This is a genomic window from Porphyrobacter sp. AAP60 (assembly GCF_001296025.1).
In the GTDB taxonomy this organism is placed as follows: Bacteria; Pseudomonadota; Alphaproteobacteria; order Sphingomonadales; family Sphingomonadaceae; genus Erythrobacter.
Genome location: NZ_LJHV01000029.1, coordinates 1 through 13,606 on the forward strand (window position 1 = coordinate 1; position 13,606 = coordinate 13,606).

General features: G+C 61.0%; 14 protein-coding genes and 1 pseudogene. 10 read left to right on the plus strand and 5 right to left on the minus strand.

Annotation, left to right across the window (positions count from 1 at the left end; translation table 11 throughout):
* Nucleotides 1-258: 258 nt before the first annotated feature.
* The 8 genes and pseudogenes from IP79_RS14915 to IP79_RS14945 all read left to right on the plus strand — a co-directional run bounded on the left by IP79_RS14915 (nucleotide 259) and on the right by IP79_RS14945 (nucleotide 6,647).
* A complete protein-coding gene (locus IP79_RS14915; RefSeq protein WP_054120108.1) occupies nucleotides 259-1,893 on the plus strand; it encodes a hypothetical protein in 1,635 nt (544 codons plus the stop codon).
* 296 nt (nucleotides 1,894-2,189) lie between these two features.
* Nucleotides 2,190-2,327 (plus strand): annotated as a pseudogene (locus IP79_RS15925) (IS5/IS1182 family transposase); the annotation flags it as partial.
* Nucleotides 2,328-2,398: 71 nt separating this feature from the next.
* Nucleotides 2,399-2,656 carry a hypothetical protein gene (locus tag IP79_RS14920; protein WP_054120109.1) on the plus strand — a complete coding sequence of 86 codons (258 nt, stop codon included), beginning with the start codon at nucleotides 2,399-2,401 and terminating at the stop codon, nucleotides 2,654-2,656.
* Nucleotides 2,653-3,090, plus strand: coding sequence for a Spy/CpxP family protein refolding chaperone (locus tag IP79_RS14925; RefSeq protein WP_054120110.1), 438 nt, complete (start codon nucleotides 2,653-2,655; stop codon nucleotides 3,088-3,090). Before IP79_RS14920 ends, IP79_RS14925 begins: the two co-directional genes overlap by 4 nt.
* Nucleotides 3,087-3,659, plus strand: coding sequence for an RNA polymerase sigma factor (locus tag IP79_RS14930; RefSeq protein ID WP_054120111.1), 573 nt, complete (start codon nucleotides 3,087-3,089; stop codon nucleotides 3,657-3,659). The genes IP79_RS14925 and IP79_RS14930 overlap by 4 nt, the downstream gene beginning before the upstream one ends.
* Nucleotides 3,660-3,664: 5 nt before the next feature.
* A complete protein-coding gene (locus IP79_RS14935; protein WP_082337264.1) occupies nucleotides 3,665-5,368 on the plus strand; it encodes a copper resistance system multicopper oxidase in 1,704 nt (567 codons plus the stop codon).
* 5 nt (nucleotides 5,369-5,373) lie between these two features.
* Entirely contained in the window at nucleotides 5,374-6,243 is an 870-nt protein-coding gene (locus IP79_RS14940) for a copper resistance protein B (protein ID WP_054120112.1), read from the plus strand.
* A 23-nt stretch (nucleotides 6,244-6,266) separates the two neighbouring features.
* The gene (locus IP79_RS14945) at nucleotides 6,267-6,647 is read left to right on the plus strand and encodes a copper resistance protein CopC (protein WP_054120113.1); all 381 of its coding nucleotides are present in this window, start codon (nucleotides 6,267-6,269) and stop codon (nucleotides 6,645-6,647) included.
* 390 nt (nucleotides 6,648-7,037) lie between these two features.
* Here IP79_RS14945 and IP79_RS14950 read toward each other — a convergent pair whose 3' ends face one another.
* Both IP79_RS14950 and IP79_RS15600 read right to left on the minus strand, forming a co-directional pair.
* On the minus strand, nucleotides 7,038-9,059 hold the full coding sequence (locus IP79_RS14950; RefSeq protein ID WP_054120114.1) for a site-specific integrase: 2,022 nt from the start codon (nucleotides 9,057-9,059) through the stop codon (nucleotides 7,038-7,040).
* A 97-nt stretch (nucleotides 9,060-9,156) separates the two neighbouring features.
* Nucleotides 9,157-9,354 carry a hypothetical protein gene (locus IP79_RS15600; protein ID WP_054120115.1) on the minus strand — a complete coding sequence of 66 codons (198 nt, stop codon included), beginning with the start codon at nucleotides 9,352-9,354 and terminating at the stop codon, nucleotides 9,157-9,159.
* Here IP79_RS15600 and IP79_RS14960 point away from each other — a divergent pair.
* Both IP79_RS14960 and IP79_RS14965 read left to right on the plus strand, forming a co-directional pair.
* Nucleotides 9,335-10,120 (plus strand): hypothetical protein, encoded by a 786-nt coding sequence (locus tag IP79_RS14960; RefSeq protein WP_420705633.1) that lies wholly within the window; start codon nucleotides 9,335-9,337, stop codon nucleotides 10,118-10,120. The genes IP79_RS15600 and IP79_RS14960 overlap by 20 nt on opposite strands.
* Nucleotides 10,108-10,656 carry a pseudouridine synthase gene (locus IP79_RS14965; protein WP_054120116.1) on the plus strand — a complete coding sequence of 183 codons (549 nt, stop codon included), beginning with the start codon at nucleotides 10,108-10,110 and terminating at the stop codon, nucleotides 10,654-10,656. The genes IP79_RS14960 and IP79_RS14965 overlap by 13 nt, the downstream gene beginning before the upstream one ends.
* Here the strand turns inward: IP79_RS14965 and IP79_RS14970 are convergent.
* The 3 genes from IP79_RS14970 to IP79_RS14980 form a co-directional block, all read right to left on the minus strand.
* Nucleotides 10,653-11,810, minus strand: a complete 1,158-nt coding sequence (locus tag IP79_RS14970; protein WP_054120117.1) for a cupin domain-containing protein — start codon at nucleotides 11,808-11,810, stop codon at nucleotides 10,653-10,655. The genes IP79_RS14965 and IP79_RS14970 overlap by 4 nt on opposite strands.
* 11 nt (nucleotides 11,811-11,821) lie before the next feature.
* On the minus strand, nucleotides 11,822-12,151 hold the full coding sequence (locus IP79_RS14975; RefSeq protein ID WP_054120118.1) for a DUF6481 family protein: 330 nt from the start codon (nucleotides 12,149-12,151) through the stop codon (nucleotides 11,822-11,824).
* 263 nt (nucleotides 12,152-12,414) lie between these two features.
* Nucleotides 12,415-13,506, minus strand: coding sequence for an LLM class flavin-dependent oxidoreductase (locus IP79_RS14980; protein ID WP_054120119.1), 1,092 nt, complete (start codon nucleotides 13,504-13,506; stop codon nucleotides 12,415-12,417).
* Nucleotides 13,507-13,606 lie beyond the last annotated feature (100 nt).

The window sequence follows — 13,606 nt, forward strand, 5'->3', positions numbered from 1 at the left end:
ATCCAGCGGGTGACGCGTTGTGCAGCAGGCCATGTCGGCGAGCGGATTTTATGACCGGAATGGGGTCGATTCCAGAATGGCAGGAATTTTTCTCTAAGGGGGCAAAGCCGCCGTGCAGCTTTCAGGATCGCACAGCAGCCCCGCTCATGACCGAGAATGGGTGGTTTGCTGCCGGTTTGATCAAGCGTCGATCCTGCTTGATGGTTGCCGGATTAAGTTCTCCAGTGCATTGGAAATGCTTGCATAGGAGGTTGCCTGATGCGCCGGTCAACGAAGCTGGTTGTTGCGCTCGTCGTCTTCGTTGCTGCTGGCTGGGCTCTGGCCCTTCAGGCGGAGGAACAGCCGGTCGCTACGGGTGAACTGGACATCCGAGAGACCGCGGGCAGGGACGCGCAGGGTTCTTTCTATCTACGTTACTCTTTCCCAGAAGCCATCGGAGAGGGCGACACGATCTACTTGCCGGACCGCTGGGGCGAAGCCGATGGGCTCAGCGCATTGATCGCCTTAGATCAACGGCTTTCGTCGTCTTGGCGACGAATCTCGAATGAGCAGCTAAGAGCATTAAAAGCAACTCAGCGACTAAATTATATTATAGCACCCTCACCACTTTCGAAAGCTTCCGACTTCCGCGTTCCCGTTAGCGGAAAAAAATGGTCATTTGCGTTCGGTCCTGCGATTATTTTGCCGCAAGCGCCTGTAGGTCGCTATAAGGTCGTTGCTGATCCAGCGCTATTTTCAAACATCCTTCCAAGACGCTCGATCCTGATTGCGAATAATCAACTGTCTGACTCTTTCTTTTTGATCGGGGAAGGTCTTCACTATGAAGATACACGCCTGCCAAGCGGTCAGTTGGTTCGGACAGCATGGGCAACTGGCCTAACGCCAGCGCAGGTTTCCTCGTTCAAGATCATTGGCGAAGCGATCCAAGATATTATAGCTGTGACGGGAACATGGCCGGATGTTTACTCAGTTGCACTAGTTCCATTCATTCGGCCTGATCTCGCGTCAGCATTCCAAGGCACCGCCGTGAGGGACGGTATGGCAATAATGCTTTCTGGAGATAGCAAGCTAACGGACCATCGCCTAGCACTATACCATGAGGTCGCTCATCAAATCACTGGCTACGAGCTAGGCACGTTAGGAAGCAACGGCGTTTCTGAAGCAAATTACTGGTTCTACGAGGGCATAACCGATGCCATCGCTAGAATCGTTCTTTTCGAGAGGGGACGGATATCTGAGGGCGATTATCGCGAGGGTTGGACTAAAGTTCTGCAGTCGTTCGACGAGGCAAATGAAGAATTTGCAATTAATTCAGGTTCTGAACCCGGCGAACGAGGCGTAGTTCCGGCTTACTACCAGTATTGGCGTGGGGCACTAATCGGTCTGGATCTTCATTTTCGTATACAACAAACTCGGCAGCAAAAGGATGGCCTTCTTTTTGCAATTAGGCGAGCCGCCGAGATAAATCCCTCAAGATCACCGATAGAAAAATTTTATGAAGCGCTCGATGAGATCGATCCCTCGTTGAGGCTTACGGTAGACGGTGATTTGGCAGACGTTCGCCAATTGAACATCGTTGGTAATCCCGCCTTTTCCGGCTGTTTGAAGATCAACACTACTACCCAGCCTAAATATGAGCTGGGCTTTGAATTTAGCACACAATCTGACGGAACATTCCGCATCGAGAAGGTGTCCGACGGATCGGCTGCTAACAGGATGGGGCTACGTAAGGGGATGGTCGTCACCAAGATCTTGCAATCTTCAGGGGGGAACCCCAACAAACAGACGATTTTCGAGATCTCGAATGCTGGCAGGCCCACTGTCTTACAGTTCTATCCTCGCACGGAGAAGCAGTATGTTTCCCGCTATTTCGATTCATGTAGGGCGATATAGATATACAGGGGCGGGGTGCAGTCTTTTGGCAATTGTCGGCCTGTTCCCGCACCGGACTCTAGCATCCCCATCCATTCAAGTGCGTGCAATCGCGTGGGAGCTGAACCGCGCGATTGCCAGCAGGGCCAGAGGCAACGGGAAGTCGCACAAACAATTCGGAGATATGGTCGCCACGATCAGGCAGCGCTGGTCGGAAACATTTTTGCCAAAGGAAATTCGTCCAGAAAGGGGTCGGAACCTGAAGGGCAGAAATTTTTCAGGACGGAGGCGAAGCCGCCATGCCGGCTTCGGGATTGCGCATTTGCTCCGCTCACAGCCGTAGATGGGTGGAAAGGCGATTGGCCGCAATATCTACCCGATATGACCGCTGCGCACACACCTTCATGTCCGCCATCTGCATCGCCGCAACCGTCATCTTCTGGCTACCACAATGAGTCCTGAGCCTAGCAGAAGCGATGAGGGGTTATAGGCCTGCATGCGTATAACCTCTTGCAGGAGGAAGACGATGGATCTCGAAAACATTCTCTCGCGGCTGGTTGCTTTATCCGTGCCAGATTTGTCCGCAATCGACGGCGCTACCTTGGCCACGCAGGCGCGTGTTGAGGCACTCCAGTCGCGCAGGGCACTTGGGGCAGCGATGGTCGCCGCGCTTGGCATTGGAGTGGCCGGCGGGATGCAGATTCCTGCTCAGGCGGAAACGTCGCTGATTGCCTTTGGCCCGGCACCTTCGCTGACGCCTCTGATAGCGCTGGGCAAGCAATGACTTTACGCCGCCTATTGATCGCTGCCGTGTCGGTGGTCGCACTCGCGCTGGTGGGCGTGTGGATCGGACGCATAATGCAGCCTGCACCGCATCATGGCGGGGCAGAGTTGCATGCGCTGATGCATGATGGACTTGACCTTGATCCGGCGCAGGAACGGTCACTCGGCTTGCTGGAACGTGATTTCGCCGCCAAGCGCGAGGCCTTGGAAGCGCGTTTGAAAGCTGACAACTCCCGGCTTGCGGATGCTATTGCCGCTGAACACCAGTATGGTCCACGTGTGTCCGCAGCGGTTGATGCGTCCCACGTGGCGATGGGCGAACTGCAAAAGGCGACGCTGGAGCACGTCTTTGCGATGCGCGCGATCTTGCGCCCTGATCAGCAGGCCAAGTTCGATGCGGCAGTCGCTAAGAGCCTTGCGCAACCGGGCAAGTGAACAGCGATAATCCAGACGCGGCGCTGGTGCGCGGGGTGCTGGCCGCTGATGCGCAAGCGGCACGCGCGCTGGTGGAGCGGCACCGGGAGGCGGTCTACCGCCTCGCCCGCAGCGCGACGGGCGACCCAGAGGAAGCATTCGACATCACGCAAGAGGCCTTTGTCGCTGCCTTCGGCGCGTTGTCGCGCTACGATCCGGCGCGACCTTTCTGCGGGTGGATCGCGGCCATCGCGCTCAACAAGTGCCGCGACTGGGCACGGCGGCGCGCGGTGCGGCGATTTCTCGGCCTGCCGATGGCCGACAATGCGGCGGATTGGATCGCCGATGACGCTCCCTCGCCCGAGACGCATGCGGCAAGCCGGCAGGAACTTGTCGTCACCGCCCGCGCCCTTGCAGACCTGCCGTCTTCATTGAAAGACGTGCTGATCCTGCGCACGATCGAAGGTATGAGCCAGCAGGAAACCGCCGAAGCCCTTGGAATCAGCGCCAAGGCGGTAGAGACCCGGCTGTATCGCGCACGGCAGAAATTGTTGGAGATGGTGAGGGGTGAGCCGCGCTCCCGCGTATAAGAGACATGACCGCACCGCTTGTCACCCGTCGTCGCCTGCTTGCCGGAGCCGGTGCCGCTTCCGCTTTTGCCGCGTTGCCCGCTTGGGCGCAGGGCGATTCGATGCACAAGATACGCGGCGGCGCACCGATCCGCGTTGGCTTTGACGAGGTGTCGGGCGCGGTGATCGATCTTGCCGTGGGGCACGGCCCGCGCGTGGTTCAGGGTCGCAAAGGGCACGGCGTTGCGGTCAACGGGAGTGTGCCCGGCCCCCTGGTGAAAATGAAGGAAGGCACCAATGTCCGCCTCAATGTCACCAATCATCTTGACGAAGATACCTCAATCCACTGGCATGGGCTGCTCGTGCCGTTCCACATGGACGGTGTGCCGGGGATTAGCTTTCCCGGGATTAAGCCGGGACAGACCTTCACCTATGAATTCCCGGTCAGACAGGCGGGCACCCATTGGTATCACAGTCATTCGGGCTTGCAGGAACAGCAAGGGCATTACGGCCCGCTGATCATTGATCCGGCTGGCGATGAGCCGGCAGAATATGACCGCGACTTCATCCTGCTCCTGAGCGAGTTCACTCCGCTGCACCCGCACAAGGTCATGGACCGGCTGCGCAAAGGCGAAGGCTATTTCAACTACCAGCAGACCAGCTGGGCGGATGACTACCCGCTGACCGCTGAGGACCGGCGGATGTGGGCGCACATGCGCATGCCGGCGACCGATATCGCAGATGTGACAGGATCCACCTACACCTACCTAGCCAACGGGCGCGGGCCGAAGGAGGGGCTGGAATACCTGTTCAATCCGGGCGAACGCGTCCGCCTGCGTGTCATCAACGGCTCGGCCATGACCTTCTTCAACCTGCGCATCCCCGGCCTGCCGATGACGGTGATTGCCGCCGATGGCCAGAACGTGAAGCCGGTCGAAGTCGACGAATTCCAGATCGGCACAGCGGAAACCTACGATGTTATCATCGAGCCCCGCTCCGAGGCCTATACGATCGTCGCGGAAAGCATGGATCGTTCCGGAATGGCGCTCGCTACCCTAGCCAGCCGCCCCGGTGCGCGCGCCTCTATCCCGCCACCAAGGAAGCCACCGTTGCTCGACATGGGCGACATGGGGATGAACCACGGCGATATGGGTGGCAGTCACAGCATGGACGGCATGAAGATGCGTGACACGCTACTGCTGCCCCCCGATGTAAAGATCGGGCCCGGGATCGACATGGTTTCCATGGCGCCGGTAGACAAGCTCGGCGACCCCGGCCTGGGCCTGCGCGATGTGGATCACCGCGTTCTGAATTACCGGATGCTGTCGGCGCTTGAGCCCAACCGCGACACCCGCCGCCCGTCGCGTCTGCTCGAACTGCACCTGACCGGCAATATGGAACGCTACATGTGGTCGTTCGACGGCCAGATGTATTCCGCCGTCAGCGACGTGCCGATCCGCTTTGCATGGGACGAGCGGGTGCGGGTCAAACTCGTCAACAACACCATGATGGCGCACCCGATACATCTGCACGGGATGTTCTTCGAGCTGGTCAACGGCGAGGATGCCGCGCACCAGCCGCGCAAGAACGTCGTGATCGTCCAGCCCGGCGCAAGCGCACAGTTCGATCTGACCGCCAACGAGCCGGGCGACTGGGCGTTTCACTGCCATCTGCTGTATCACATGCACGGCGGGATGATGCAGACCGTGACCGTCATGGGGCCGGAGTAGGCCTCGTGAAGACCGCTCTGTCACTCGTCGCCCTGCTGGCGGCAGCGCCGCTCGCAGCGCAAGACCTGCACGCCGGTCATGACATGGACGGCATGGGTGAACCGGAGCAGCCAGCCTCTCCTGGCCCGGCGATGGAGATGCCCCCGCCGCCAGCCGCAGGCAGCGGACCCACGCGCGCAGCCGATGCCATCTGGGGCGCGGATGCCATGCAGGCCTCGCGCGAGGATCTGCGCCGCACCCACGGCGATTTCCCCGTGTTCTGGTTTCAGGGCGACCGGCTGGAAGCGCAGGTGCGCGAGGGTGAAGACGTCTATCTGTGGGACATTCAGGGCTATTACGGCGGCCCGACCGAACGGCTGTGGTTCAAGTCCGAAGGCGAAGGCACATTCGGCGAAAATCCCGAAGATGCCGAGGTGCAGGCACTTTATGCCAAGGCCTTCGCGCCCTTCTGGGACGTGCAGGCGGGCGTCCGGCACGACATCGGCGGGCCGGACACCACCCATGCGGTGCTCGGCGTGCAGGGCCTTGCGCCCTATCTGTTCGAGATCGACACCGCGCTGTTCCTGTCGCATCGCGGCGATCTTACGGCACGCCTTGAAGCCGAGATCGACCAGCGCATCACCCAGCGCCTGATCCTGCAGCCACGCATCGAGGTGAACCTTTCAGCGCAGACCATTCCCGAATTGGGCATCGGCGCCGGGCTTGACCAGATCGAGGCCGGCGCGCGGCTGCGTTACGAAATCCGCCGTGAATTCGCGCCCTATATCGGCATCGAGCAGTCATGGCGCACCGGGCGCAGCGCGACACTGGCCCGCGCTCGCGGCGAAGACCCGTCTGTCACCAGCTTTGTCGCCGGTATCCGTTTTTGGTTCTGATCACATCGAAGGACACATCACCCATGCGCATTCTTGCTTTTCTCGCTGGCATTGCCCTCTCGTCACTCGCTCCCACGGCTCTGTTGGCCCATGTCGAACTGACAGCGTCTACTCCGGCTGCAGGCACTGAAACGAAGGCCCCCAAGGAGATCACCCTGACCTTCAGCAAAGCCGTGGACCCGTCCAGCGCCGCTGTCAGTATCGTCATGACGGCTATGCCCGGTATGGCGAACCACGGTGAAATGGTGATCCGCAACTTCACCGCTAACTGGTCGGACGAGGGCAAGACCATGACCCTTGCGCTCAAGAAGCCACTGCCCACTGGCACCTACGAAGTCCGCTGGCAGGCCGCTGCTGCCGACGGCCATGGAATGAGCGGCACCGTCGTCTTCGACGTGAGGTAAGCGCCGCTGAACGAATGTGGAAGCGGCCAGCTGGAGGCTGGACCAGCGATATAAGTGGTATGGTTTCACCCCCCGTTCGCGCCCGCGGATCAGCGCCCTCCCCTGCCCGTATTCGGCCCTTGCAGCGGGATTCGTCGCGTGTCACCGCTGGTGCAAACGCCCCTACCGGCGTGTTCCAACCCGCGGTTTTCTGCGTTTTGCGGGTGAACGGAAAAGTGGACTCGCATCCTATCCTCTGAACCACGGCAAAGAGCGATGCCGTCGATCGTCACAACCTTCCCGCGCCTCTGAAAAAAGCGAGAAAGGTGCTCTACTCCCACGTCTGAAAAGGATAGCCCGTGCTCCGGCCGTCAGCGGGTTCCTTAGTAATCGCCTAACACACCCTACGCCTCAGGCCTGCTTGAGCGGCTTGGACGCCCTTGCCTTTCGCGGTGCACGCAAGCGGGCGGGAAGTAGCGTTACCGGGAAAGGATCGAGGTGGTCGGTAACGTTGGGGATCGCCTTGGCAGCCTTCCGCAGCAATGCCATATGCGCTTTCGAATAACGCCCCTCGGTTTCGCTCGACAGTTTGTGGCCAGCGAAGTCCGCTCTCAATTCAGGCATCACTTCGGCGCCCTTCATTGCGTTGATCACGGTGTGCCTGAAGGATTGCGTAGCCTGGCCCGATTTCAGGAACGGCAAAGCTCGCGCAATCTTTGTCCAGATCGTATTGTAGTAGGCATCTCCCAAGGCGCCCTTCCCGCTCTCTGGCATAAGTTCAGGGAACAGCATGGTTTCGCCTGCGTTGCGCAATGCTGTGACGTAATCCGGGAGACCTAGACGCATGAGTTCGCTCGCGAAAGGCAATCTGCGGGCCGAGGTGATCGTCTTGAGGCGCCGGATTTCTGTGGGCCTGACGTTGAACTGCCAATGGCCCTCGACCACCTCGATATCATCCAGCATGAGCCCGCAGATTTCCTCGCGCCGCATGCCGGTATACCAGCCGATCAGGGGAACAAAATACCACGCGCTGTGGACGATGAGGTCACCGGGCTGCATCCGGCGGGTCAGGGATTTGGATCCCGTCCAGGGCGGAAGGCTGAACAGCATCCGGCCCTGATCTTCGGTGTAAGCGTCGCGCTGGTCGCGGGCGTTGCGATCGTCGTTTTCGATGAATGCGCTGTAGTCGAGTGGGCTCAGGGGATGGTGCTTTTCGAACCAGGTGGTGAGCTGGCGCAGGAAGCCCCAATGGCGGTTGGTCGTGCTGAGGCCGAGCCCAAGCTGATCCCTTGTCAGCGCGCCGGTAGGCATCTCGACAGTCCCGCCTTGAGCCTTACGCTTCGCAGCCTTGCCAATGGCCGCCTCACCCTTCCTGACACGTTCCGCAGTTTCCTCCACGATCTGCCAGATCGTCATTTCGCGGTGCTTGGGCGATTTGCGGAACGAGGGGCCATGCAGCGCCTCGAAGCAGTTGTTGAGCTGGACGAGATGATCATGGGTGACGGAGACCAGGGGCTGGCCGTCCATAATTTGCTCGAGCAAGAGCGCAGGAAGCCTGAACTGCTCCCGGGTCTTGTTCGTCCAGGGTTCCCCGCTCTTCCGGCGGGACTTGCCATCCTTCCCGCCGGTGCGCGGGTTATGCTCGAAGAATTTCTCCACCGCTTCGGTTGGCCTCAATATCGACCATGGCCCCGCGACGATAGGTGCAGCAGGCGGTTGCGGAGGGTTCGGTGCCGCCGCGTATGAATGGGGATGCGCCGGCTGCTCGTAGCCCGCCACAGGAACCGGTGCGTAGGCGGCACCGGGATTGCTCAAAACCTTCCTGAACTCCCGGATCGCCTCGATGCGCGCCTGATTGACGACCTTACGGGCCATCACCTCGCGCAAGGCCGACTGTTCCACGCCGATCTCGGCAAGGCGAGCGATGGCGGCTTCCTCGGCGCCGTCCTGCGTGATCGAGGCAGCGAGATCCGACCACGCCATGACCACGATCGGCTCATCATCGGCATCGGGATCGACACGGGCGACGAGGAAATCCTCGACCCTGCCCTTGGTGGCTCCGTCCATTGCTGCCAGCTCGCTTGCGCCGAGCCGGAGCGAGAGCGCCTGGTCGATGTCCTCATGGTCCTGCGGCGGGAGGATATGGAGCTGGGCATGCATCACCTCGAGCCGATCGCGCTCGACCAGCATCTGGCGGCGGAAGATCTCCGCGCGCTGTGCGGCGGTCAGTCCGTCGGTCGCAATCTTGGCGGTCATGTTCATCGCGAGCCGTTCACAGATCAGGGTCATGGCCGGGGCGAGCAAAGCTGCCCGCTTCCGGCTCGTGGTCTTGAGCGAGAAGCGTAACCGAAAAGGCTTATCAGGGCCTAAACGTATGGATCTGCGGAAGTAATAGGTTCCCTGCTTGCGGGTAACGTTTTGAATGCGGCACATGGCCGTGGTCTCCTACCGTGGCACCCTGCCGTGGCACCCTGTCGTGGTGCTTTGGCCGGATTTGGTTGCAAGAAACTCGTATTTTCAGGTATTTGGATCATTCCTGGCTGGGGATCCTTCCGCCCCAGCCACGAATATCTTCAGATCCAAACAACATGACAGACATGGGGTTCTCTTCGAACGAGAACCTTTTGACGCCCTGTCTTGGCTGCGCTTCGGGCGCTGCGATGTCGGTATGCTCGACATTGCCGGATGCTTCGATCAAGGTCTGTCCGATGAAATCCTTGTCGCACACCCAGCCACGTCCTTGGCGCCTTCTGCCATGGCTGGCCGTTGCGCTGGGCGGGGTCGCTGCACCGGGTGTGGCCTTGCTGATGCTGGCGGATAAGGCTGCCCCTGCGCCGCTGGCATCGGTCGGCGGCCCGATTGTGGCTATCGGACTGATGGGGGCAGGGATGATCGCGGCGGCGGCTGCCGGACGGCTGTGGTTTGGCGTGCTGCTCGCTCTGCTGACCGGCGCTGGCCTCACCGTGAGTGCGATAGCGCTGGGCATGCCGGGCCCACCTGCCCTTCTTTCGACCGCACTTGCCGCAATCATCGCAGCCATCAGCTTCGCTGCGCGGGGCGCGCTGTTTGCCCGCAGCGCCGCTGGCAAAGGCTGGTGGGTCGCCGTGGCAGTGGTCGCGGGCGAGGCGGCGGTACTGGTCACCGCATCGGCCATGCCGGGTGCGTTGCCCGACTGGCTGCTGGCGCTGTTGCCCGCACAATGGGCCAGTGCCGCGATCCAGACGTCGCTCGCTGGCGGCGGCCCCGCGGCGGCAAATTCGGAACTCCTCGCTCTTGCTGGCACAGCGGCGGCAACGATGCTGGTGGCCCGGTTGTGGCCGCGCCGTTGGCCTTACCTGATCATGTTCAGCGTGTGGCTGGGCCTATCCGCGCTAGTCTGGCACAGCCCCGCCCCGGTTATGCCCAACGATGATGAGGTTATCTTCGGGGCCCAAGCTATCCCGCTGTCCCAACGGAAAGGCAGTTCGGTATGGACAGTGGCATGGCCCGGCTGATCCTGTTCAACAAACCTTTCGGTGTCCTGTCACAGTTCACCGATCGCGGTTCGGAGACGGTGCGGGCAACCCTGTCGGACTACATCGCTGCTAAGGGCGTTTATCCCGCTGGCCGGCTTGACCGCGACAGCGAAGGTCTGCTGTTGCTGTGCGACGACGGGAGGTTGCAGGCCCGGATTTCCGATCCGAAGTTCAAGCTGCCCAAAACCTATCTGGTGCAAGTCGAAGGCGATCCGCTGGAGCAGGATCTCGAACCCTTGCGCAGAGGGGTCCGCCTCAAGGATGGCATGACCCTACCTGCCGATGTCAGACGCATCGACGCGCCTGATCTTTGGCCGCGCAACCCGCCGATCCGCGAGCGCAAGTCCGTTCCCGATTGCTGGCTGAAAATCACTCTACGCGAAGGCCGCAACCGGCAGGTACGGCGGATGACGGCAGCGGTCGGCTTGCCCACCTTGCGGCTGGTCAGGTGGTCGATCGGGGACTGGGAAGTCGCGGGGATAGCGCCGGGCGCGTTCGAAGAAACCTCGGCCTAGTCCGCGTCAGCGTCTTCACAATCGAAGGCGAGGCTGCCTTCGTTGAACAGCGCAGTGATCAGTTCCAGCGTTGCGGGTGAAACCTCGGGAGCCGCATTCAATCCCGCTTCGGCGCAGATTGCCTGCGCGAAATCTGCTGCATCGTCGCTGCACAAGAAGCAGTGCCCGTCAGCGAACAGCATCACCGATGACGCTGTTTCGCGAACGAAAGAGAACCGGCTGGCAGGGTTGCGGATCAGTGGCCAGCCTGCTGCCAGCCACTGACGGATATGGTCGGTTTGCGCTGGCTCGTCGGGCCGCCAGTCAATTTCGGGGTTCTTGGGCGCGGTGTTGTATTGGCCGAACCAGCGTGCAAACCGGCTGCGGTCTTGCAGCATATCAGCGATCATGGCTTGCAGCCGCGTGAGCGCTTCCGCGCTGATTTCGCCGGGATTGTCCTGCTTGGCCAGATGCGGATCGGCATAGCGATCGCTGTCCGACAGATCGGCTGCCATGTCATCGGCCCAGGCCTCGATCAACTCGCTGCGCGAGGGTGCCCTAAAGCCGATCGAATAGGTCATGCAATCATCCCCGATTGCCGTGCCGCGATGAGCCACGCGCGGCGGCACATAGAGGATATCGCCGGGCTCGAGGATCCATTCATCGGTCGGCTGGAAATCAGCCAGCAGGCGCAGTCCGTCATGTGGCAGCAAGGCAGTGTCATCATCGCACAGAGCGCCGACTTCCCAGCGCCTCCGGCCCAGCCCCTGCACCAGAAACACATCATAGTGATCGAAATGCGCGCCAACCCCGCCGCCATCGACCGCATAGCTGACCATCACATCATCGACGCGCCAGTTGGGCACAAAGCGGAACTGGTCGAGCAACGCGGAAACTGTGGGAAGATGATGGTCGACCGATTGCACCAGCAGAGTCCAGGGATCGCGACCGGCAGCGGCAAAGCGGTTTTCCGCCACGGGGCCATGTTCCAGTTCCCACGCTTGTTCGCGGCGCGTGATGATGCGCGATTCGACTAGCGGTTCACACGCGAGCCCCGCCAGTTCGTCAGGCTCGACCGGGTTGACCCATGATGCCCACGCAGACCTGATCAGCAACGGCTTTTGCTGCCAGTAATCTTTCAGGAACGTCGCAATATCGAAGTTCTGAAGCTGCATCCCCGCAGATATCACTTGCGGTTTTTGCGCGCAGCATAACGCGCGTCGCGGGCAGCCTTTTTCTCTTCTTCGGTGCGTTCCGGCGGGGTCGCTTTTTCCAGTTCGCGCTTGGCCTCGGCCTTCTTTTCATCGGCCAGTCGCTGCTTTTCCTCACGCGCGGCGCGGGCCTTTGCCGCCTTGGCCTCGGCCTGTGCTTCGCGTTCCACCCGCCGCGCCGCACGCTCGGCCAGTTCGGCCGCGTCGGGCTGCGGCGCTGCCTTCAGCTTTGCCAGAGCCTTTTCCTTGGCCTGCAACGAAGCCGCTGCGCGGTCCTGAAAGCTCGGCGCCTTGTAGCCTTTCATGTGTAATTACTCCTGCCGGGGTGCGGTTCGCAGCGCGGCTTTTATTGTGTGATAGCCGGAAAACCTGCCGCAGCGGGTTTGTTGGGCCAAGGGGCGGCCGGTCACGCCCGCGCCTTTATCGGTCGCGGGTCAGGCTCATTCAGCAAGCCCCCTAGATTATTGCGGCGCCAATCAACAGACCCGATTTCACACCTGGGCACATTTGCGCGCTTTACGACCTTTCCGGACCGTCCTGATTGCAACGCCAAACCCGCTCGCGGCAACTACAGTTCGAGCGGGCCGTGCTGGATCTGCGGCAGCACATGGCGGGCAAACAGGTCGGCTTCCTGTGCGTGGGGGTAGCCTGACAGGATGAAGGCCTCGATCCCTTCGGCCTGATAGGCGCGCAGCTTGGCCAGCACCTGATCGGGCGTGCCAACGATAGCCGCGCCGCAGCCGGAACGCGCGCGGCCAATGCCGGTCCACAGGTTCTCTTCGACAAAACCGTCACCATCCGCCGCGCCGCGCAATTCCTGCTGGCGCTGGACGCCGTAGTTCTTGGCATCGAGCGATTTCTCGCGGATTGCCCGGCCGGCCTCGTCATCCAGCTTCGACAGCAAGCGATCGGCATAGGCGCGCGCCTCGTCCTCGGTTTCGCGCACGATCACGTGGGCGCGGTATCCGAACTTGAGCGAGCGTCCGTGATTGGCTGCCCGTGCCTTGAGGTCGGCGATATTGTCGCGCACCTTGTCCATCGTATCGGGCCACATCAGGTAAACATCCGCCGCCTCCGCCGCACATTCGCGGGCTTCGTGGCTGAGGCCGCCGAAGTAGAACGGCGGGCACTTGCCCGACAGGGTAGTGATGCGCGGCGGATCGAGCTTGAGCTTGTAGAACTCGCCATCGAAATCGAGATGCTCGCCATTGAGCAGCGTCCGCACGATCTTCATGATCTCGGTACCGCGCCGATAACGCGGACCGCTTTCGATTTTTTCACCGGGCATGTCGGATGAGATGATGTTGACGTTGAGACGCCCGCCCGTCCCCGCCGCGTTAGGCCCCAGGATGCGATCGAGCGTCGCGATCCGGCGCGCCAGCTGCGGCGGCCAGTCCTCGCCCATGCGGGTTGCCCACAGCAGCTTGATGCGCTTGACCTGCGTTGCCACGGCAGCGGCGAAGATCGTGGTATCGACGCCCAGTTGATAGCCCGAAGGCAGCAGGATATTGTCGAACCCGCCCTCCTCGGCGCGCATCACGATGTTGCGGCAATGCTCCCAGCTTGACGCCAGATAGGGATCGGGCACGCCGAGAAATTCGTAGTCATCGTCGCACAGCGCGGAGAACCACGCGATTTCGCATTGTTGCTGGTCAGTCATGGCTTCGTTCCCATCCCGATTTCCGTTCGCCCTGAGCTTGTCGAAGGGCTGTTCTTTCTTCTTCCCACCCGCGCATCCTTAAGAAGGACGGTAGTTGGTC

Bases quoted from the DNA above. Each gene is read 5' to 3' on its own strand.
- IP79_RS14915 (WP_054120108.1), top strand. From the start codon at position 259: ATGCGCCGGTCAACGAAGCTGGTTGTTGCGCTCGTCGTCTTCGTTGCT.
- IP79_RS14920 (WP_054120109.1), top strand. From the start codon at position 2,399: ATGGATCTCGAAAACATTCTCTCGCGGCTGGTTGCTTTATCCGTGCCA.
- IP79_RS14925 (WP_054120110.1), top strand. From the start codon at position 2,653: ATGACTTTACGCCGCCTATTGATCGCTGCCGTGTCGGTGGTCGCACTC.
- IP79_RS14935 (WP_082337264.1), top strand. From the start codon at position 3,665: ATGACCGCACCGCTTGTCACCCGTCGTCGCCTGCTTGCCGGAGCCGGT.
- IP79_RS14945 (WP_054120113.1), top strand. From the start codon at position 6,267: ATGCGCATTCTTGCTTTTCTCGCTGGCATTGCCCTCTCGTCACTCGCT.
- IP79_RS14950 (WP_054120114.1), bottom strand. From the start codon at position 9,059: ATGTGCCGCATTCAAAACGTTACCCGCAAGCAGGGAACCTATTACTTC.
- IP79_RS14960 (WP_420705633.1), top strand. From the start codon at position 9,335: ATGAAATCCTTGTCGCACACCCAGCCACGTCCTTGGCGCCTTCTGCCA.
- IP79_RS14965 (WP_054120116.1), top strand. From the start codon at position 10,108: ATGGCCCGGCTGATCCTGTTCAACAAACCTTTCGGTGTCCTGTCACAG.
- IP79_RS14970 (WP_054120117.1), bottom strand. From the start codon at position 11,810: ATGCAGCTTCAGAACTTCGATATTGCGACGTTCCTGAAAGATTACTGG.
- IP79_RS14975 (WP_054120118.1), bottom strand. From the start codon at position 12,151: ATGAAAGGCTACAAGGCGCCGAGCTTTCAGGACCGCGCAGCGGCTTCG.
- IP79_RS14980 (WP_054120119.1), bottom strand. From the start codon at position 13,506: ATGACTGACCAGCAACAATGCGAAATCGCGTGGTTCTCCGCGCTGTGC.